16 protein-coding genes are annotated in these 19,912 nt (G+C 69.0%); 11 read left to right on the top strand and 5 right to left on the bottom strand.

What is annotated here, in order from left to right; genetic code table 11:
- Window positions 1–1,071: 1,071 nt before the first annotated feature.
- The 10 genes from AC0665_RS36790 (at window position 1,072) to AC0665_RS36745 (ending at window position 13,250) form a co-directional block, all read left to right on the top strand.
- Window positions 1,072–2,145 carry a LacI family DNA-binding transcriptional regulator gene (locus AC0665_RS36790; RefSeq protein WP_478610851.1) on the top strand — a complete coding sequence of 358 codons (1,074 nt, stop codon included), beginning with the start codon at window positions 1,072–1,074 and terminating at the stop codon, window positions 2,143–2,145.
- Between the two features lie 102 nt (window positions 2,146–2,247).
- Window positions 2,248–3,498, top strand: a complete 1,251-nt coding sequence (locus AC0665_RS36785) for a sugar ABC transporter substrate-binding protein (RefSeq protein ID WP_478610848.1) — start codon at window positions 2,248–2,250, stop codon at window positions 3,496–3,498.
- A 20-nt stretch (window positions 3,499–3,518) separates the two neighbouring features.
- Window positions 3,519–4,502 carry a carbohydrate ABC transporter permease gene (locus AC0665_RS36780; RefSeq protein WP_478610845.1) on the top strand — a complete coding sequence of 328 codons (984 nt, stop codon included), beginning with the start codon at window positions 3,519–3,521 and terminating at the stop codon, window positions 4,500–4,502.
- Complete coding sequence (locus AC0665_RS36775; protein ID WP_478706719.1) at window positions 4,499–5,332, top strand: carbohydrate ABC transporter permease; 834 nt, start codon at window positions 4,499–4,501, stop codon at window positions 5,330–5,332. Before AC0665_RS36780 ends, AC0665_RS36775 begins: the two co-directional genes overlap by 4 nt.
- A gap of 52 nt (window positions 5,333–5,384) precedes the next feature.
- Entirely contained in the window at window positions 5,385–7,154 is a 1,770-nt protein-coding gene (locus tag AC0665_RS36770) for an amylo-alpha-1,6-glucosidase (protein WP_478610840.1), read from the top strand.
- 64 nt (window positions 7,155–7,218) lie between these two features.
- Window positions 7,219–7,677, top strand: coding sequence for a hypothetical protein (locus tag AC0665_RS36765; protein ID WP_478610837.1), 459 nt, complete (start codon window positions 7,219–7,221; stop codon window positions 7,675–7,677).
- A gap of 75 nt (window positions 7,678–7,752) precedes the next feature.
- A complete protein-coding gene (locus tag AC0665_RS36760) occupies window positions 7,753–8,172 on the top strand; it encodes a GH39 family glycosyl hydrolase (protein WP_478610834.1) in 420 nt (139 codons plus the stop codon).
- 387 nt (window positions 8,173–8,559) lie between these two features.
- Window positions 8,560–10,815, top strand: a complete 2,256-nt coding sequence (locus AC0665_RS36755) for a hypothetical protein (protein WP_478610832.1) — start codon at window positions 8,560–8,562, stop codon at window positions 10,813–10,815.
- A 1,206-nt stretch (window positions 10,816–12,021) separates the two neighbouring features.
- Complete coding sequence (locus tag AC0665_RS36750) at window positions 12,022–12,303, top strand: HNH endonuclease (protein WP_478610830.1); 282 nt, start codon at window positions 12,022–12,024, stop codon at window positions 12,301–12,303.
- A 398-nt stretch (window positions 12,304–12,701) separates the two neighbouring features.
- Window positions 12,702–13,250: a hypothetical protein gene (locus AC0665_RS36745; RefSeq protein WP_478610827.1), complete on the top strand. Its 549-nt coding sequence runs from the start codon at window positions 12,702–12,704 to the stop codon at window positions 13,248–13,250.
- On the opposite strand, the gene AC0665_RS36740 is transcribed toward AC0665_RS36745, so the two are convergent.
- From AC0665_RS36740 to AC0665_RS36725, 4 genes are all read right to left on the bottom strand, one after another.
- Window positions 13,207–13,962, bottom strand: coding sequence for a DUF6585 family protein (locus AC0665_RS36740; RefSeq protein WP_478610824.1), 756 nt, complete (start codon window positions 13,960–13,962; stop codon window positions 13,207–13,209). The genes AC0665_RS36745 and AC0665_RS36740 overlap by 44 nt on opposite strands.
- A 188-nt stretch (window positions 13,963–14,150) precedes the next feature.
- Complete coding sequence (locus AC0665_RS36735) at window positions 14,151–15,560, bottom strand: FG-GAP repeat protein (protein ID WP_478610821.1); 1,410 nt, start codon at window positions 15,558–15,560, stop codon at window positions 14,151–14,153.
- A gap of 405 nt (window positions 15,561–15,965) precedes the next feature.
- Entirely contained in the window at window positions 15,966–16,826 is an 861-nt protein-coding gene (locus tag AC0665_RS36730) for an SGNH/GDSL hydrolase family protein (RefSeq protein ID WP_478610818.1), read from the bottom strand.
- 44 nt (window positions 16,827–16,870) lie between these two features.
- Window positions 16,871–17,449 (bottom strand): PadR family transcriptional regulator, encoded by a 579-nt coding sequence (locus tag AC0665_RS36725; protein ID WP_478610816.1) that lies wholly within the window; start codon window positions 17,447–17,449, stop codon window positions 16,871–16,873.
- A 128-nt stretch (window positions 17,450–17,577) separates the two neighbouring features.
- Between AC0665_RS36725 and AC0665_RS36720 the strand changes: the two genes are divergently transcribed.
- The gene (locus AC0665_RS36720; RefSeq protein ID WP_478610813.1) at window positions 17,578–17,970 is read left to right on the top strand and encodes a nuclear transport factor 2 family protein; all 393 of its coding nucleotides are present in this window, start codon (window positions 17,578–17,580) and stop codon (window positions 17,968–17,970) included.
- Window positions 17,971–18,352: 382 nt separating this feature from the next.
- Here AC0665_RS36720 and AC0665_RS36715 read toward each other — a convergent pair whose 3' ends face one another.
- Window positions 18,353–19,513, bottom strand: a complete 1,161-nt coding sequence (locus AC0665_RS36715; RefSeq protein WP_478610810.1) for a DUF418 domain-containing protein — start codon at window positions 19,511–19,513, stop codon at window positions 18,353–18,355.
- Between the last annotated feature and the right edge of the window lie 399 nt (window positions 19,514–19,912).

The raw sequence follows: 19,912 nt of genomic DNA, 5'->3' as shown, positions 1-19,912 counted from the left end.
CGGGTGCCGTCATGCCCGGCGTATACACCATGCGCAAGCCGCTTCGGCCCGGTCATGTTCGATACTGCGGACGTGAACCGAACTTTCGAACGTCAGGGATCCTAGGAGTTGAGAGCGGACAGCACAAGATTTCTACAAGCCGCACCTCAACCGAACGCGATCGCCCATGTCTTGGGTCGGGGATGGTTTCGCCCGGGGTGAGAATCGATGGATCTCCTGCTCCGCCGTCGCCTTTTCGTCGATCGTGCACGCCACCAGGAACGGCGCACCATCTCCCCCGCATCGACAGCGAACCCCTCTTCGACAGTGCTGAACTCGGTGCATCCCGCACGCCGCAGAGCCTGCCGGACCACTTCGGATTGCCGCGCCACCCCTCAGAGGACGAGCGTGGCCTGCGCCCGGACCGGCTGCGGCGTCGGGCGGCGTGATGAGCACCTGTCGTTCTCGGCAGTGCCACGACGGGAGTGGCCGCGGGCGTGACCGTCGGCGCCGCCACCACTGTGATGGATGGCGGCGAGCACCGAGAGAGGCAGGCAGTTCTCCCACCCCCTGAAGCGCGTCCTCGCAGCGCCGTCCGCGCGGACCTGCAACCCGGGCACCGGATCCAGGTCGGGTTTCGGGCGGATCGCACTTCCGTGCCCGTCTCCTCGGCGGGATCCACTGGTCGGCGCAGTGGGCCGCAACGTGACGTCCCGGTTCAGCGAGCAGCGTCTTCAGATCTGTGTCCTCGAAGGAGCCGCCGTAGGTTTTGGGGCCGAGAGGCTCCGCATCACCGGTGGTGTCGAACCGGTTCGCAGGAACTTAGCAGCGAGGAAAGCTCTCAGCGACACCTCTGACGCGAGCGGATTCCGCAGAACACACGGGTTACGGGATAGTTTCGAGAAGTTTCGCCGCAGGCGTTGACAGCCCTCTGCCTCGTTCTTATCTTCGCTTCACCGAACTGGTTCGACGACCGGTGATCGGTTGACTCGGCATCGAAGTGCCAGAGCGCCGGAGTGCCCACTCCACCACCTACACGATTCGAGGATTCCGTTGCACGGATCGTCGAACCGGTTCGATCAAGGAGTCGCCGTGAACATTGGTGAGATCGCCAAGCGGGCCGGTGTCTCGCGCTCCACCGTCTCGTACGCGCTGAGCGGCAAACGCCCGGTGTCGGACGACACGCGCCGGAGGATCCAGGAGGTCATCGACGAGCTGGGCTACCGCCCGAACGCCAGCGCCCGCGCCCTGGCCAACGGCCGGACCAGCACGATCGGCCTGGTCTTCCCGCCGGCCGGGAACCAATACACCGGCATGCAGCTGGACTTCATCGGCAGCGTGGTGGAGGCCGCCGCGGCCTACGACTACGACGTACTGCTGTCACCCAGCGGCGTGGACAGCGACCGCTCGTTCCAGCGGCTGCTGGGCGAGCGGCGGGTCGACGGCGCCATCCTGATGGAGATCAGGCTGGAGGACGACCGGGTCGACCACCTGGACGCCCTGGACTTCCCCTCCGTCGCCATCGGCCGCACCGCCCACCCGGAAGGCGGCTGGTGGGTCGGCCTGGACCACACCGCACTCGCGGCGGCGTGCGTCCACCACCTCGCGGACCTCGGCCACAGCCGGATCGCCCTCGTCAACCGGCCCGAACAGCTTCTGCGGGCCGGTTACGAGTCCGCCCACCGGGGGCTGGAGGGCTTCACCAAGGCCGCGGCCGAGCGCGGGCTGACCGTCCGCACGTACTGCTGCGGGGACGACGCCGCCCCCGGCCAGGCATGCCTGGAGCGGATCCTGCACGACGATCCGGCCACCACAGCCCTGGTCACACTGAACGAGGCCGCGCTCGGCGGCCTCTACCGGGGGCTCGCCCAGGCCGGCCGCCATGTACCGCGTGACTTCTCCGTCACCGGAGTCGTGGCCGGCCGGTGGGCGCAGACGGTGACCCCGCAGCTCACCGCGGCCGACGTACCGGCGGAGGAGATGGGACGGCGCGCCGTCGAACTGCTGGTGGAGCGGATCGACCATCCCGGCGCACCGCCCCGCCACCATCTCCTCGCACCGCCGATCTCCCTGCGGACGAGCACAGGGCCCGCGCATGCCACGCCCACCGCGGGCAAGCCGCGCGCCACCACCCTCTGGCCCCTTCCACGCAACACCACCCCCTGACCACCCCACGCCCGAACTGCTCGGCGGCGCCGTTCTGCGCGCCTGCCTGCCCTCCCCACCCGCGCCCTCGGCACTCGCATGTCCAGAACAAGGGAACCCTCAATGAACCGCTTCTCCAGACACCGCCGTCTGACCGCCGCAGCCCTGACCGTCCTGACCGTGGCCGCCGGTGCCACCGCCTGCGGCTCCGGCTCGGGCAGCACCGGCGCCGCCAAGGACGCAGACAGCGACACGTACACCATCTGGGACCCGTACCCGCAGTTCGACAAGACCTCGGCCTGGGAGAAGCTGCTGGACCACTGCGGTACCAAGGCCGGCGTGAAGATCAAGCGGACCGCCTTCGACACCAGCGACCTGGCAAACAAGGCCCTGCTGGCGGCGCAGCAGGACAACTCCGCCGACGTCCTCATCGTCGACAACCCCGTGGTGTCGACCCTGGCCGAGGCCGGCGTGCTCACCAGCACCGACGACAACGAGCTGGACACCTCGAAGGTGGACCCGAACCTGCTCGCGGCCGGCCAGTCGGGCGGGAAGACGTACGGCACGCCGATCGGTGCCAACACCCTCGCCCTCTACTACAACAAGAAGGTCCTGAAGGCGGCCGGGGTCGACGTCGCCTCGATCAAGGACTGGAAGTCGCTGACGGCGGCCCTGGCGAAGGTCAAGAAGGCCGGCAAGAAGGGCATCACCTTCTCCGCGATCGGGACCGAGGAGGGCAGCTTCCAGTTCCTGCCCTGGTTCTGGGGCGCGGGCGCCAAGCTGACCCAGCTCGACTCGCCCGAGGGCGTCTCGGCGCTGAAGCTGTGGACCGACTGGCTGAAGAAGGTGTACGCCCCCAACTCGGTCATCAACAACACCCAGACCACCAGCTGGCAGGAGTTCGCCGGCGGCGACTACGCCTTCGCCGAGAACGGCACCTGGCAGCTCGCAGGCGTCAAGAAGGCCGGCTTCGACTACGGCGTCCTGCCCATCCCCGGCGCCGACGCAGACAACGCCGCGGCCCCGACCGGCGGCGAGTTCGTCACCCTCCCCGTCCAGGGCGACACCGGCCGCTACACCACCGCCCACAAGCTCGTGTCCTGTCTGACCAGCACCCAGAACCTGTACGACACCGACACCACCCTGTCCTACGTGGCCCCAACCAGTGAGGTTCAGGCCAAGCAGGTGGCGGCCAACGCCGAGCTGAAGCCCTGGGTGGAGGCGGTCAAGGCCGCCAAGGGGCGCACCAGTGACGACCTGGGCACCAAGTACCCCAAGATCTCCGAGCAGATGTGGAAGGCGGCCCAGTCCGCCCTCAGCGGTGCCGCCTCGCCCAAGGACGCGCTCGCCAAGGCGCAGTCCGCCGCCCAGTAGCCATGATCCCCGGTCCGCAGATGAACGACACGAAACAGCGGACGGACCGCAGCTCCGCGCACGCCCGGAACGGGGCGGCCACCGCCGCCCCGCCCCCGGCCCACGCGCGAGCACGGCGCCGTCCGGCCTCCCAGCAGTGGGCCGCCTGGGCCTTCCTCGCCCCGGTGACCCTCTACCTCGTCCTCTTCTACGCCTATCCGCTCTACCGCAACCTCGACCTGAGCCTGCGCGACTACACCGTCCGCTCCTTCGTGCAGGGCGATGCGCCGTTCACCGGCCTCGCGAACTACCAGAAGGTCTTCGACGACCCGACCTTCGCCCCGGCCCTGCTGCACACCGTGGTGTTCACCGCCGTGTGCCTGGCCTTCCAGTACGCCATCGGGCTGGCCCTCGCGGTCTTCTTCAACCAGCACTTCAAACTCTCCGCGACCCTGCGGGCGCTGTTCCTGGTGCCGTGGCTGCTGCCGCTGATCGTGTCGGCCTCGACCTGGTCGTGGATGCTCAACAGCGACTCCGGCATCGTCAACGCGGCACTGCACGCGCTCGGCCTCGGCCCCGTCAACTGGCTGACCTCGCCCTCCTGGTCGCTCACCTCGGTGATCATCGCCAACATCTGGATCGGCGTCCCGTTCAACCTGGTCGTGCTCTACAGCGGCCTGCAATCCATCCCTGGCTCGCTGTACGAGGCGGCGGCCCTGGACGGGGCGAGCGCCTGGCGGCGCTTTTGGAGCATCACCTTCCCGCTGCTGCGCCCCGTGTCCGCGATCACCCTGCTGCTGGGGCTGGTCTACACGCTCAAGGTCTTCGACATCATCTGGATCATGACCAAGGGCGGCCCGGCGGACGCGTCCACCACCTTCGCCACCTGGTCCTACCGGCTCGGCTTCGGCAACCTGCTGCCCGCCTTCGGCCCCGGAGCGGCCGTCGGCAACCTGCTCGTGGTCGCCGCCCTGGTCTTCGGCCTGGTGTACCTGAGGGTCCAGAGAAAGCAGGCACTGGCATGAACGACCTGCCGCGCCGGTTGGGCGGTACAGGGTGGAAGAGCGCCGTCGGGCTGGCACTCACCGCCGTCATGCTCTTCCCGGTCTACTGGATGCTGAACGTGTCCTTCACCCGCGACCAGGACATGCGCAAGTCCCCACCCGACCTGTTCCCCGTCCACGGCACGCTGGCCGGCTACCGCGCCGTGTTCGACCAGCAGCTGCCCTACCTGGGCACCAGCCTCGTCGTCGGTCTCGGCACGGTCGCGCTGACCGTGGCGCTGGCGGCGCCCGCCGGATACGCGCTGGCGAAACTCCGCCCCCGCCGCGGGGGCGTCCTCAGCTTCCTCTTCCTGGTGGCCCAGATGATTCCCGGCATCATCATGGCGATGGGCTTCTACGCCATCTACCTCCAGCTCGGGCTGCTGCAGTCCGTGCCCGGTCTGATCGTCGCGGACTCCACTCTCGCCGTGCCCTTCGCGGTACTGATCTTCACCGCGTTCATGTCCGGCATCCCCGGCGAACTGCTCCAGGCCGCGCAGATGGACGGAGCCGGCCCGCTGCGTACCTTCCGCTCCGTGGTGCTGCCGATGAGCCGCAACTCGGTCGTCACCGTGTCGCTGTTCACGTTCCTGTGGTCGTGGTCCGACTTCGTCTTCGCCAGCACCCTCGTCAACGGCGGGGCCCACGAGCCCATCACCCTCGGCATCTACCACTACATCGGCAACAACAACCAGGAGTGGAACGCCATCATGGCCACCGCCGTCGTGGCCTCGCTGCCCGCCGCGGTCATCCTCGTCCTGGCCCAGCGCTACGTCGCCGCCGGCGTGACGGCCGGAGCCGTCAAGGACTGACCCCCACGCGACCCCCGTCGGTCACCCCTGCTGAAGAAACGAGTCACACCACATGACCGCCGCCCGATCCGGCCCGGCCTTCTCCATCCACGACATCCCGTTCAGCACGCACGGCTCCTGGTTCGGCATCTCTCCCGTGCTCGCGGAGAAGACGTACGCCGAAGACCTCCACCTCGTCTCGCACCAAAACGGCATGCACGCGGTCCTGCGCTTCACGCCCCTCGACACGACGACGGGCGAGCGCGCGGGGACCCGCGTCGAGGCGACCGCGGGCCTGCTCAGCTGGAGCGGTGAGCAAGGGCGCATAGCCCTCGCCTACGCCTCGCCGGACACCGTCCGCCTACGCGGCGAAGGACTCGGCCTGCGCGTCGACGCGGCGGCGGACACCCTGACCCCCTTCACGGGCACCTACTTCTACCGCGACCCGGTCGACAGGGCGTACGTGTTCACCTCCTACGAGACCGGGCGCCGTTACCGGATCACCGTGCTGTCGGGCTGCGTCGCCGAGGTGTCGGGCAGTCAGGCCCTCGGCACCGGCGCACGAGGCGTCACCCTCACCGCGGATCCTGGCGAAGCCTGGGAAGCGGCGATCGAGGAAGTGGACAGCGCACGCCTGCCCTACACGCCCTCGGAAACGTTCGACACCGTCGTGGCGGCCGCGGAGCAGGCTTTCGCCGCGTTCGTCGACGCGGTGGCCCCCTGGCGCTCGCCGGCCACACCGGCCGTAGAACTCGCCGCGTACGTGGTGTGGTCGGCCACCGTCCGCCCGGCGGGGCTGGTCACCCGGCCCGCGGTGCTGATGTCCAAGCACTGGATGGACAAGGTCTGGAGCTGGGACCATTGCTTCAACGCCCTCGCCCTGGCCCCCGGTGCCCCCGACCTGGCCTGGGACCAGTTCTCCCTCCCGTTCGACCACCAGGACGCCGGCGGTGCCCTGCCCGACTCGGTGACCCACTCCGAGGTCCTGTACAACTTCGTCAAACCGCCCATCCACGGCTGGGCCCTGTCCCACCTGCGCAGACGCCTTGCCGAGCCCCTCAGCCAGGCTGAACTCGCCGAAATCTACCGCAGGTTGACGCGGTGGACGGACTTCTGGCTCACCGCCCGCCGCGCGCCCGGCGCCGCCCTGCCCCACTACCAGCACGGCAACGACAGCGGCTGGGACAACGCCACCACCTTCGACCCCGAACGCGTGATCGTCACCGCCGACCTGGCCGCCTTCCTCACCCTCCAGCTGCACGAACTCGCCCGGCTGGCCGGCGAACTGGACCTGCCCGACCAGGCCCGCCACTGGACCCGTACCGCCGACGCGACCCAGGCCGCGATGCTCGACGAGCTGTGGACGGGCGAGCACTTCGTGGCCCGCGGCGTCGACACCGCCGCGACCTGGAGCACCCCCAGCCTGCTGGACCTGATGCCGATGGCCCTGGGCGAGCACCTGCCCGAGCACATCGGCAAAACCCTGGCCGCCCGGATCGAGACCCACCTGACCTCCTACGGCCTGGCCACCGAACTGCCCACCTCACCCCACTACCTCGCCGACGGCTACTGGCGCGGCCCGATCTGGGCCCCCGCCACCGTCCTCATCGAGGACGGCCTGCGCCGCGCCGGCCACCACCGCCTCGCGGACGAGATCAGCGCCCGCTTCCGCGCCCTGTGCGAAACCCACGGCTTCGCCGAGAACTTCGACGCCCTCACCGGAACCGGCCTGCGCGACCGCGCCTACACCTGGACCGCCAGCAGCTACCTCCTCCTCGCCGAAGCCCACACACGGCGCCACACCGCACCCGCACCCGCACCGGCCGCGCACACCGGCGGCTGAACGCCCCCCCGGGACACCCCGCCTGCGCCCAGGCAGCACCCACCCCTATTCCAGGAGACCCGCCATGCACGACGTCCCCCCCTGCCTTCCCCGATCCGCACGCACGAGCAGACTCGCCCGCACGGCAGCCCACCCCCGCACGGTCACCGCGCTCGCAGCCCTGCTGGCGTCGCTCGCCGCCCTCGCCCTGCCCGGGACATCGGCACAGGCCGCCGACACGACCGTGGCCGTGGACTTCGCCACCGTGGGGGCCGCCCCCACCTACCGCGCCTCCGGCACCATCTACGGAATGTCCGAGAACGGCTCACTGCCCCAGGAGCACTGCTACAAGGACATCAAGTGGAAGTTCATGCGGGCCGGCGGCGCCCAGCTCGACAACCCCGGCGGCTGGGTCGCCGGCAAGTACGACCGCCGCTGGAACTCCACCCGCGCCCAGTACCAGCGCACCAAGACGCTCGGCGGCACCTTCGTCATCCTGCCCCACGACCTGTGGGGCGCCGACGGCACCACCAACCCCACCTAACCCGGCGACAACGGCGACTGGTCCCGCTTCGACGCCTTCTACGACCGTCTGCTCGCCGACGCGCAGGCAGCCGGCATGAGCGACATCCAATGGGACATCTGGAACGAACCCGACTGGACCCCCTTCTGGGACCGGACCCAGGCCCAGTACCTGGAAATGTGGAAGCGCGCCTACCACAGGATCCGCGCGGTCTTCCCGAACGCGGTCGTCGTCGGCCCCAGCAGCGCCTTCAAGCCCGGGTCGACCCGGTTTCGTGTGCGCCTTCAAGCGGAGACGGCTGATCGCCGACATCTCCGGCCGGGTCGGCCGCGATGCCCCGCGCGTGTCCGGGGACCGGTACGCCAGGTGTCAACCCTCGGTGGGGCGATTACCCCCGATGGGAGAAAGTGGGCAGGCCACGTTCTGCCGTTAAGGCAGAGGGGTTCGCGGGCCGCTGTGTTCCGCCCACTGCTGGGAGCTGTTGCCGTGACCGGACTCGCTACAGTGGCCTGGTGACTTTCGCGTACGACTCGGCGGGCAGCGCTGTCAGCTGCGCCGGTTGCCGTCTCTGTCGGGCTGTCCGTTGATCCTCCCCACCTGAAAGTGCTCGCGGCACGCGCCGGTACGGCCTCCGAGCCGAGTGAAGTACGCGGTCTCCGGGACAGCTTGGGGACTGCGCAGCCGTCACTCGTGCTCAGCCGGAATCTCCGAACAGTGTTGGGCATCCTCCCCTCGTTACCAGCCGAGCGGGGTGGGCCGCGCCTGGTGCAACCTCGAACCGCAATTCTGGTCGTCCACCGGCCGAAGGTTGGGGGTGCGTTCTCAGGCCGATCGACAGGCATTCGCGGATCGGTGTCAGTGGCCACGGCTAGGCTCAAGTACCACCGCTATGGGGGAGGTTGTATGACATATGGTCTGCTGACGCCTGATGTGCCGCTCGGTCCGTTCGAGGGCGTCGCCGTCACCGTGTGGTCCGCGCGGGGCAAGCAATCGAAGCTGCACACCAAATCCTCATGCTCCTATCTGCGTTCGGCGCGTGTCACCGAGCGGGAGGTGCGACTGGACGCTACGACGGTCGGCCGGCTCTGTCCCCAGTGCACGGCGTATGGCTCCTGGGCACGTCCCGGCACGGCTCTGGCCATTTTCATGGATGCGGTGACCGGTCTGGGGCTGCTGTATGAACTGGACCGCTGTCACGAGGCGGACGAGGACTCGTACAGCGACGAAGAAGTAGGCCAGGCGGCATCCGTGCTCTTCCGGACCGCTTCGGGCAGCGAGGAGAATGCCCCTGCCGACGGTGAGGAGGAAGTTGAAGACGAGGCGGAGGGCGGACGCTGGGAGGAAGTGCAGGAAGCCCGCCACGTGCGTGAGACCGTCTTCACTGAATGGCTCGACGCCCTGACCAGTCTGACCCGCGTGTACCAGGTCTTGGACCTGTTCCCCTGGCTGAGGTCCTGGGCCGAGGCAGGAATTCAGCGCAAGGCCGACCATCTGGAGGCGCTGCGTGCACAGGCCGCACGGCTGGTCGCCCCGGATTCGCTCGTGCTGGCAGCAGCGGTATCGGCCATGGAGGAGCCTGGCGTCCCGGCCGATGACCCGGCATTTGCCCCGCTGGGGACCCCTGCCGAGGCGGCAGCGAAGGTGACGTCCTTGTGGCGGCGGTGGCACAGCGAGGTGGAGGACAGCTGGGATTATCCGCGCGAGCAGGAGTACCTCGTCCACGAGCTGGCGAGCGGAATGAGCAGCCGGCGCAAGGGATATCAGCCGATGCTGGAGCGAGCCCGGGTGCTGCTGAGCACGTGGGAGGAGGCTGCGCGGTCGATCATGGCCGGCCAGGGCGGCGAGCGTGTACTCGTCGGGCGCGTTCCCGGTGCTGCTCTGACGGAGCGCGGCAGCCGTGGGTCGTTGACGGACCGGCTGAGTGAGTGGGAGCAGGGAGTGCTCGCCTCGTTCACGGTCGCCGTGGACTGGGGGGCGCGGCTGGCGGTCACGGTGCGGGTCCCAGAGCCGGTGGCCGCGTGCCTGCTGTCGCGGCAGTCCGTGTTCGACTACGAAGTGCTTGACCAGGACACGTCGACATGCGTGGCCATGGCGGAGCCGTCGCCTGGGGCGGACGAGGGTCTGTTGCCAGGGGTGTTCGACGACACGCCGGTCCATGGCCGCCGCTTGGTGACCGCGGAGCATCTGCGCGCACTGCGCAGCACGATGCCCGACGCGGAACAGTTGTATGCGGTGGTCGGTGTCGGCACCGGCGTAGAGGTGGTGGCGCTGAGTGTTCTGGAACAGCGGTGCGCCGCTGGATGGCAGGGCGTCATCCTCGCCGGTGCAAGGGACCTGCCCGAAGCTCTGCTCGAGACCCGCCTACAGGCCATGGCCGCAGGCGAGCCGGATAGCGCAAGTGTGTGGACTGCCCGTGTGTACGACCCGCACGATGAGGCATTCGGCCGCAGCCTGAGCGCGGCAGAGGGCGAACGGGTGCTCGTGCGGTTGTGCGAAGGGCGCCGGGACGCCGGCCAGGCGCTGAGGTCCCTGGCCCTGGCCCGCTCGGTGCCAGACCTGCGCGATCTTGAGGCTGGCGGATACGACGACCGGGGACATCCGCTCAGTCCTTTCACGCCGGACGTCTGGAACGGTCTGTTGGCGATGGAGCAGTTGGACCTGGAACCCTTTGAATCCGACTCGGACAACGACTGGCCCGGCTCGGGCCTTCCCCTGGGTGTCCTGGCTTCCGTACAGGCCTACACCACGGACGCGGCCGGTCGCTACCAGGGCCGGGCCCACTCCCCCGGCTGCGCGCACCGGCGCCCCTATGGCGGGGTCGACCGCCACGACGAGATGGTGATCATCGAGGAACTGCTGGACAACAAGGAGTTCGACCCGTGCAGCAGGTGCGGAGGGTACGCGGTGCGCCGCCTCACCGACCCCCAGGTCGCCTACTACCGGGCCGCGCATCAGCTGCACTACCTCGCGCAGCGTGTCCGTGCCAGGGTGCGGCACCGGTCAACGAACCGCGAACACCTCGCCACCACGCTGGAGAGGCTCAGCGATCTCGATACGCGAAGTGTCCAGGCGTGGTTCTCATCCCGGGCCCAGGCTCGCCAGTGGCGGCGGACCGTGGCCAGTCTCTCCCGCGAGCTGCGTGACTGCTCGGCCGGGTGACTGACCTCGCGTCTCGTCACCACTGATCATTGCCGTCTTCAGGTGATCTCCATGGGGTAGGGCCGCAGAGGGCTGGTCATCGCCCGGGCTGCGGTCGTGCCCTGTGCTGTGAAAGGGGTGAACCGCACGATGCGGGCATGCGCCGTGTGTGGCGAGGACATCAGCCACCGGCACGGACTGGCGAAGTACTGCTCGGAGGCCTGCGTTCGAGAGGCCCGCCGACCGACCCTGCTGGTATGCCAGGAATGCGATGCTCAGTTCACTCGTCCAAGCCGTGTTGGGGCTCCGCCCCGCTTCTGCTGCGAGGAACATCGCGTCGCCGCCAAGACCCGCACAGCCGCTGTCTACCATTCAGCGCAGCGCGAGAAGCTGCGCGTGGTCCGCGGCGACAGACGGTGCCTGGAGTGCGGCGCTGATATCGCTCAACGCAATGCCAACGCCCGCTACTGCAGTAGGAAATGCAGCTATGCGTCTCTCGGTCATGTCCCTCGCCAGCTGGACGGCATACCGCATGAGGAGCGGCTGCGCAGGCGTCGAGCGCGTCGAGCAGCCCTCAGGCCTGCCTCGATAACGCTGTGGTGCGACGCCTGCGGGGGCAACTTCGACGTTGCCGGCAACAAGTCTGGACGCAAGCCGACGCGCTGTCAGAACTGCCGAAAGCCCTCGCGCCGCCCAGGGACGGTGTCCTGCAAGGGCTGCGAACGCCCTGTCCCGTCGCACAGAGGTGTCCTTGCGCTCTACTGCTCGATCGAGTGCCAGGTCGACACCAATAACCAGGCTCAGGCGGAACATCGCAAACTTCAACGCGCCGAGGCCAAACAGGGACGGGAGTGCGCCGTCTGCGGCGCGGCACTCGAAGCCGGTGCCCACGCTCTGCGCAAGTACTGCGGTCACGGCTGTTGGTATCGCGCCAACTACACGCCGGTCTCGAGGGACCAGGCTTGCGGATGGTGCGGCGGTCATCTGTCGCATCGTCGAGCCACCGCCAAGTACTGCGGGCAGGAGTGTTATCTGAAAGCCCAGTACAAACGAAAAGTCGGGACGGCCCTGCGGTCACGTCCATGCGTGCAGTGCGGCACGCGGATGCCGCTCAGTACGGCGCACAGGATGTTCTGCTCAGGCCGGTGTTCGCGGCGTGCCTACTTCGAAGCCGATCCGGAAAGGGTGCGCGCTGCGAAGCGACGAGGGAATCATCAGCGGCGGGCGATGCTGGCCGCCGTCCGCCGGCACCTCGTGAATGAACGTGATCTGGCCCGGCTGTGGGGCCGGTATGCGGATGCGTGCGCCTACTGCGGCGAGTCCTCGGCGTCCCTGCACCAGGAGCACGTCCTGCCCATTTCCCGGGGCGGGGCGGACGGGATCGGCAACCTGGTGCCCGCGTGTCCGGAGTGCAACTTGGCCAAGGGGGACCGGACCGTCATGGAATGGCGGCTCGGAAAGAAGGCACCGCGCTACCGCAAGCCGTCTGCCGCGCGCACTGGCCTGTGATCTCAGGGGTTCCAACCCGTGCGCGACGGATACGCGGTGCCGCCGCCTTACCGGCCCCCAGGCCGCCGCTTGCCATGCCAGGCACCGGATGCATGACCTCGTCCAGCGCGGCCGTAGGACTTCTCGACGTCAGACAGCCGAAGCGCAAGAGACCTGCGCGAGCAGCGAAGGCAGGCTCGGTAGATCGCCTGGTCACCCTGCCTCTATCCAATCCGCATGGGTACGGGTGCTTGTGTCAAACAGCCCAACACACCGCGCTGGCGTCGGATGCGGGGAGCCGCTCCGCCGTGCCCGCGCATCCGGCGCGGCCGCTTCCGCCGCGGGGCCGGGGGGCGGTGAGGCCGAATGCGGCGGGCGCCGGGGGCGGGCGCAGCAAGCACACCACCCTGGAGGTGACCATGGGGTTGCGCCCGACACACCTCGGTTACGCCTACCAGGCTCTGCTCACCGCGCTGCGTCTGGTGCACCTGGCGGTGGGACATGTGAGGTCGGTGACCGTGGACACGAAGATGTTCGCCGGGGACCGGTTCGATGACTTCACGTGCGTGTGGGGCACCGGCAGCCGCGAGCGACTGCAGATCAGGCACACGCATCACGACCGCGCGTTGTCTGCGGAGAGTTTCATCAAGGACAGCCGGGGCCTGCGCCTGGATCTCCTTTTCTCATCCATCGCCGGTGGTGACCTCACCTCCCAGCCCGCTACCTCGCACCGTCTCGTGGTCCGCGACACGGAGCCGGACGAACCTGATCTGATGCGCGTGCTGCGGCCGGTCGGTACGGGCATCGACCCGGGGCCGGCGCGGAGTCCCGTCGGCGGGTGCTGGGCAGTGGCCGCCTGCCGTCGGCGTGGGATGCGGGTGGTTCTGGGTGGCGGTTGTGGTCGGTGCTCGGGTGGTGGGGCGGTCAGGGAATTGGGTGTGGATTGCCGTGTCGGAGCCAGTCGATGAGGGCGACGAAGAGGAAGAGGTTGGGGATGTTCTTGACCGGGATCCTGGCCCAGGGCAGTTTCTTACCGGCCTTGCGCAGGACCAGTACTCCCTGCGAGAACTCGACCTTCTCGATCTCCGGCCAGGTCAGGCTGCCCTTTGTGGTGGCCACCCCGCCCGGGTTGACCGAGAGTTCCCCGCAGGTCAGGGTTTCGCCCTGTCCCAGCCTGGCGAGGAGTGCGGGCAGTTGGGCTCGGGTGATCTCCTGCTGCAACGCTGGGCCCCAGCATTCGGGCTGGTCGTAGAAGCCGGTCACCTTGAGTGTCGTGCCGTCCTGGCGGTGGAGGGTGTAGACGTAGGTGGTTCCGACGTAGACGCCGTTGGCATACCGTTCGGTGATCTCCTGGAGCACCGTCAGGGAGTCCCAGCGGAAAGTGGAGATGTCACCGTTCTTTCCCACTTCGGCCAGGCCGTGCTCGAACAGGTGCAGTCGACGGGCGGCCTGTTTGCGGGAGAGATTGGGCGTCTGGGCGGCGAGCCAGAGGAAGTAGGCGCCCAGGGGAGGAAGGATCAGGGAGACGGTGCCCATGAGCAACAGGGCGGCGAGCCGCACGGTGCCGACGCGCTTGGGCAGGAACGTCTGGCGCAGTTGTCCGAGGCTTTCGGTTCCCGGGGGTGCCGTCTGAGAGGCCGTTGTCTGTCCGGGGTCCTGCTGGGCGGTTGATTCCGCCATGGGTCGTGCTCCTTGCTGTGGTGGTGGAGGAAAACGGCGACCGTTCCACGAGCCGCCCCGGTGCCTTCATGGACTGGGGCGGCTCGCACAGGTGAAGTCCCGCCGGTGTCGTCGCGGGGACACCGGGGCGCCTGCGCCGTCCGTGCGCTGGGTGAGCCGGCGCACGGTGGACGGCGGGTGAAGGTGGGTCAGCCTGCCAGCATGCGGCCGAAGTTGGGGGCTCCGGTGGTGGAGACGCCGGTGCCTGCAGGGGTGATGCCGGGAGTGCCGCTGGGGGCGATGCCCCCGTCCGAGCGGAGGTAGGCGACGGTGCCATCGCCGGAGTTCTCGCCGGGGGCGCCGACGACCAGGTCTTCGTTGCGGTCGTTGTCGGTGTCGGCGATGTGGAGGGCACCGCCGAAGCGGTCGCCGGTCTCGTCGTTGCCCGCGACCCCCGGGCTGTTCTGTGAGAAGAACTGGGGGTCCGTCCCGGCCATGGGCCTGGCGCCGATGAGCCCTTCGGGCCCGCCGTAGAGGAAGGTGACGGCACCGGTTGCGGTGGCGTCGCCCAGGCTCTCACCGGGGGCGCCGATGGCGAGGTTCTGGTAACCGTAGCCGGCGCGGCTGACCGCCAGTGAGGCGCCGAAGCGGTCTCCTGCCTCGCTGGCCCCAGGGATGCCGGCTGTGTCCTGCGTGATGGTGTACGAGGGGGTGGCCGAGGGTGCGCTCTCGGTCCCGTTGTACACACGGACCACTCCCCCGTCCTGGTCGGGTGAACCGATGGCGACGTCCTGACGCCCGTTGTTGTCGAAGTCGCCGATCGCAGCGGAACCGCCCGAGGGCAGCCTGGTGGCGCCGGCGCTGTTGAGGCCGAGGGAGGAGCCGAGGACGTAGTACGTGGTGGGCCCGGTGACGACCAGATCGGCGATCACGTCGCCGCCGCCGATATTGCCTGCGGTCATCGAGACCGGAGCCGTCGTGACCCAGGACGGCGGGACGAAGCGGTAGCTGCCGCCCGTCCCCCCCGACTCGCTGAAACCTCCCCGGTAGACGTCGATGGTGGGGGTGGTCGAGCCGATGGCCAGGTCCGGCTTCCCGTCGCTGTCGGCGAGCGCGCTGAGCACGCGCCCGAACCTGTCGTGCGACGAGGGGGCCGGGTCGCTGATCGTCGTGCCGCTGGTGAGGCCGGTCTCGGAACCCCACAAGATGGCGACGGTCCCGCCGTCGGTGTCGGTGCCGACGTCTTCGCCGGGGGCCCCGACGGCGAGGTCACCGTAGCCGTCGCCGTTGAAGTCCTCGACCACGATCGCCTCGCCGAAGCCGTCCCCGCTCTCGGCGGTGCCGGGGACACCGGGGCTGTTCTGGCTGATGGTGACACTCCTGGCAGACGACAGGTCTCCGACACCGCCGTAGACGATGACGACCTGGCCGGCGCCCGAGCGCTCACCCACGCGGGCGCCGGCAGCGGCGACGGCGATGTCGCGGTAACCGTCACCGTTGAAGTCGCCGTGTGCTCCCGGGACGAGCGCTGTGGCGCTGCCCGCCGTGATGGTGAGAAGCCCGCCGGCCAGCGCCGCTGCCGCGGCACTGGCCAGGAAGGTACGAATGTGCTGGTGCACGCAGAGTCTCCTGCTGCTGGTCGATCACCCGCATGCTTCGGAGTCGCCTCCCTGGCATGCGGTTTTGGCGAAAAGGAGACAACCGAGCGAGATCAATGGTTGTAGGGGCGGGCGGGGGCGACGCAGCCAGGAGGTGGCGCGCGTGGGTGCCGTGGGTCTGCTGGAGCAGGTCGGGCATCAGCTGGCCAGCGCGACGGCCCGGGCCCGGTTCGTGCGGATCATCGCCGAGCTGGGCAACAGCAAGGGCGCTGACGGTCCGCGGGCGGGCCGAACTGCTGGACACGGTGCGGGAGGTGATGGAGCCGGAGTCGGCGTTCGCCGCCAGTGCTCTCGCCCGCACGCTCGGGCGCGCGCAGGCACCCATGACCGTCGAGGCGGTCGTGAAGCCCGGACAAACGGATCTCGCTACTCCGAGGCGTCTGCCAGGTCGGCGGAGGGCTCTTGTGCACGCTGGAAGGCACGGTCGAGGTGTTGGCCGGAGCTGCCGATGGACAGGAGCTCCGGGCGTTTGGCCACGCGGCCGTCTCCGGAGGAACGCCCACGCGCACGCCTGCCGATCCACGGACCTAGGAATCCGGCGACCCAGCGCACCTCGGCTGACGCGGCACGCAAGAAGCGTGCCCGGCCAACAGGCAGGACGGGCAACGGGTGCGTCCAGGAGTCGTCGGTGTCCGGAAGGTTGAGCGAGTGAGCGAGCGCCGCCGCGATCCGCTCATGGCCGAGTGGGCTCGAGTGGAGGCGGTCATGACTCCACAGGCGTGGATCCGTGGCCACCGGATACAGAGTGACGTCGGCGACGACGACACCATGCCGGTGCGCCGCCGCGCGGACGCGGTGGTTCAGTGCCTCAAGACGCGGCCGGAGCGGACGGGCCAGTGGAGTGAGGCGCGTGATGTCGGGAATGGTGAGTGTCGCCACGCGCGCCCCCTGGCTGGTGAGCGCGGCGAACATCGCCTCCAGATGCGCGGCCACCTCATCGGGATCGAAGCGGGGGCGCAGCATGTCGTTGACTCCGGCCACGACCGTGGCGAAGTCCGGCCGCAGCGCGAGCGCCGCGGGCAGCTGCTCCGCGTGGACCTGCCCGGCCAGACGGCCTCGTACTGCGAGATTGGCGTACTGGAGCTGCGGGCTGTGGCGGGCCAGGTGCTCGGCGAGCCGGTCGGCCCACCCGCGCAGGCCTGTCAGATCGTCGCCGTCGCCGACCCCTTCGGTGTGACTGTCACCCAGGGCCACGAAGCGCAGATAGCGGGTCTCAGTGCCTGACATGAGCGGCTGACTCCTTGTTGCGATCACCGGAAGAGGCCACCACTCTAGTCAATTTTTTGAGTAATCATCTTGGCGCGCTGGTCGAGCCTGCGCAACGCCATGTCGCCCCACTGGAGGTTCTCCCGCTCGAACGACATCCCGCGCAGCAGAGTGAGGTACGGGCCGATACGCTCGGCTTCGGCGAAGTACGCCTCCTCCGAGCGGCCGCCCAGCAGTCGTTGCCGGATTCTCTCGTAGCGGGCCAGCTTGGCCGTGGCCCATTCCATGCGTTCGACGACGGCGGCGCGCACCGCCTCGACGTCGCCGGCGTCCGCGCACTGCACCTTGACCAGCAGTTCGTCCCTGATGACCGCTGGCCGACCCGGCGGCTCGGCCGTGTATGCGCGCACCGCCTCCCGCCCGGCCTCCGTCAGGGAGAACAGCCGTTTGTTGGGACGATGCCGCTGCTCGACGAGGCGAGCGGTGACCAGCCCCTCGGCCTCCATACGCTCCAGCTCTCGATAGAGCTGCTGAGGTGTCGCCGTCCAGAAGTTCGCGACCGTCGCGTCGAAGCCTTTCGCAAGGTCGTAACCGGACGCCTCGCCCTCCAGCAGCGCGGCCATCACCGCGTTCCGCAATCCCATGGGAGCAAGGTACGGCCCAGCGAGTGTTCGGTGATGAGCACTCCCGAAGCGCCGCACCCTCGACAAGCAACGGAGTCGCCTCTAGTCTCCTCTGCACATATGCAACTTGTTGAATATCGAGGTGGATCATGCACCCCTTCCGCAAGGCCGTCGAGAACGGTGACCTGGACGCCGTGGCCGCCCTTCTGGCCGACGACGTCGTCTTCACCAGCCCGGTCGCCTTCAAGCCGTACCCGGGCAAGGCGATCACCACCGCGATCCTGCGCGCCGTGACACAGGTCTTCGAAGACTTCACCTACGTCCGGGAGATCGCGAACCCCGACGGCCGCGACCACGCGTTCGTCTTCACCGCGAGCGTCGCCGGAAAGAAGCTCCAGGGCTGCGACCTCCTGCACTTCGACGAGGACGGCAAGATCGACGACTTCACGGTGATGGTGCGCCCTCTGTCGGCCGCCCACGCGCTGTCCGAGGCCATGGGCGCCCAGTTCGAGAAGATCGCCCGAGAGGCCGCCGAGCAGTGAGCCCGGCGACCGACGCCGTGGTCATCGGCGCGGGAACGCCTGACTGACCGCCGCCACCCTCCAGCATGCGGGGTGACGCACTTCCTTAAGCGTCACAACATCCCCGGGGCGCCTGTGCCACGTCCTTCGGCGCGGGCGCTTCGAGTTCGAGGCGGCGCTGCGCCAGTTGTCCGTAGTCGAGCCGTCCTGCACACGCTCACGGCATCGGGGAAAGCCGAAGACCGCGAGTGAGTCAGCATGGGCAGGGACCGGCGGGCGCTCGGTGCACCTTTCGGCGACGAACAGGGCTTACGGGTGGGAGCCTGCGAAGACTGGGCGTTGTGCTGGATCCGTGAGCGGTCCAGGCCGGGTGGGGCGTGGAGGCGTCCCACCCGGCCAGGTGTCATCGGATGTGCTTCGCCGGCTTGGTGGCGGCGTTGAGCAGGTACTCCAGGGGGCCGCGGCGGAAGAAGCGGGACCAGATCGTGGCGAACACGATCGCCCCGAGGACGTACATGATCAGCGGCAACCATGACTGCTGAGTGCTGGTCCCGGCGGGCGTGGACAGCACGGACTGTGCGACGAAGTGGCCGACGTAGGCGGTCAGGGACATGGTGCCCACGGCGATGACCGGCTTCGCCAGACGGCGCAGTCGCGGCAGGCGGTCCATCAGCACCGTCGCGCCCACGATCACGAGGATCGCGACTCCGGCGCTGCCGATGATGTCGAACGTGGTGCCGCTGTGCGGCCCGGCCGACAGGAGCGACGACGCCGGCATGTCGGGGAACGACCCGCCGTCGGGGGGCATCGACCCGCTGCCGGAGGGCATCGAACCGGAGCCGGAGGACGACGACCCGTCTTCCGCCGTGCTCCTCAGCGCGTTCTTGCCGGCGAGCAGCAAGGACATGCCGTACGCGGCCACGGTGAGGGAGGCACCGAGCGCGGCCAGGCGCCGCCGGACCGTGCCCAAGGACAGGTCGAGGCGGCCCAGCGCCATACCCGCGATCACGTACGACATCCAGGTGAGCGCCGGGTAGAAGCCGGTGAGCAGCAGATCGAGCACTCCCACCTCGCTGAGGTGGCGGAGCGGGTCGTAGGCGTTGATGCTCTCCTGGACCGACGGAGTCAGCAGCGAGGTCAGGGCGAACGCCAGCTGCGGTGCGACGAGGGCGAACGCGGCCGCGATGATCGCGAGCGTCTTGGCGCTCAGCCGCACCAGGGGCAGGGCGAGGAGGAAGTAGACCCCGTAGAAGCCGAGGATGATCACTCCCCCGTACTCCATCGCCATCACGGTGCCCAGCGCCAGCAGGACCACGGCGCGGATCGCGATCCGGGCCTTCGCCTGTCGGCCCGCCAGGCCGGTCTTGGGCTCGCGGCGGCCGGCGAGCAGCATCAGTGAGAACCCGGCGAGGGTGGCGAACAGGACCGAGGAGTGACCGTCCGCCATGTACCGGATCCAGCTGCCGACACCGGTCGTGGCGGACAGCGGGGGGCCGATGTGCACGATGTACATGCCGAACACCGCCAGCGCGCGGGCCAGGTCCACCCCGACGAGGCGTCCCATCGAGGTACCGGGCGAGGCCGGCACAGCGGGCTCGGGGGATGTCCGGGGCGGCGGAGGCGAGTTCTCCTGCGGGGCTGACGTGCCCTGCGGTGTCGTTGGTGTCTGTGGCATGTGGAGACTCTCGCGTCGCCGCCGGGCGGGAGGCCATCCGGCAGGCTTCGGTAACGGCCCCGCCGGTCGGCGGGTACCGCCCCGCCGACCGGCGGAGTCCTACGTCCGGCCTGTCCGGTGCGAACCGGTGCGACTCGACGACGATCTTCTTCAGCCACTCGGCGGGGGTGGACCCGACGGTTGCCGGATGGGCGCCCGCAAGCCCGGATTCCAGGCTGGAGGCATGACAGACCGTGCGCGACACCAAGGAGCCCGACGCCCTTGTCGCGTCATGAGCCGATGTGCCGG

This window comes from Streptomyces sp. NPDC043685 (assembly GCF_056436585.1).
Note: the sequence above shows the minus strand (reverse complement) of the source record. Positions and strands in the feature narration are given on the sequence as shown.

Coding starts and splice junctions, on each gene's coding strand:
- AC0665_RS36730 (WP_478610818.1), bottom strand. CDS start 16,826: ATGTCAGGCACTGAGACCCGCTATCTGCGCTTCGTGGCCCTGGGTGAC.
- AC0665_RS36715 (WP_478610810.1), bottom strand. CDS start 19,513: ATGGGACGCCTCGTCGGGGTGGACCTGGCCCGCGCGCTGGCGGTGTTC.
- AC0665_RS36765 (WP_478610837.1), top strand. CDS start 7,219: ATGCACGACGTCCCCCCCTGCCTTCCCCGATCCGCACGCACGAGCAGA.
- AC0665_RS36725 (WP_478610816.1), bottom strand. CDS start 17,449: ATGGGATTGCGGAACGCGGTGATGGCCGCGCTGCTGGAGGGCGAGGCG.
- AC0665_RS36785 (WP_478610848.1), top strand. CDS start 2,248: ATGAACCGCTTCTCCAGACACCGCCGTCTGACCGCCGCAGCCCTGACC.
- AC0665_RS36775 (WP_478706719.1), top strand. CDS start 4,499: ATGAACGACCTGCCGCGCCGGTTGGGCGGTACAGGGTGGAAGAGCGCC.
- AC0665_RS36740 (WP_478610824.1), bottom strand. CDS start 13,962: ATGGCGGAATCAACCGCCCAGCAGGACCCCGGACAGACAACGGCCTCT.
- AC0665_RS36745 (WP_478610827.1), top strand. CDS start 12,702: ATGGGGTTGCGCCCGACACACCTCGGTTACGCCTACCAGGCTCTGCTC.
- AC0665_RS36755 (WP_478610832.1), top strand. CDS start 8,560: ATGACATATGGTCTGCTGACGCCTGATGTGCCGCTCGGTCCGTTCGAG.
- AC0665_RS36780 (WP_478610845.1), top strand. CDS start 3,519: ATGAACGACACGAAACAGCGGACGGACCGCAGCTCCGCGCACGCCCGG.
- AC0665_RS36720 (WP_478610813.1), top strand. CDS start 17,578: ATGCACCCCTTCCGCAAGGCCGTCGAGAACGGTGACCTGGACGCCGTG.
- AC0665_RS36770 (WP_478610840.1), top strand. CDS start 5,385: ATGACCGCCGCCCGATCCGGCCCGGCCTTCTCCATCCACGACATCCCG.
- AC0665_RS36760 (WP_478610834.1), top strand. CDS start 7,753: ATGAGCGACATCCAATGGGACATCTGGAACGAACCCGACTGGACCCCC.
- AC0665_RS36750 (WP_478610830.1), top strand. CDS start 12,022: ATGCTGGCCGCCGTCCGCCGGCACCTCGTGAATGAACGTGATCTGGCC.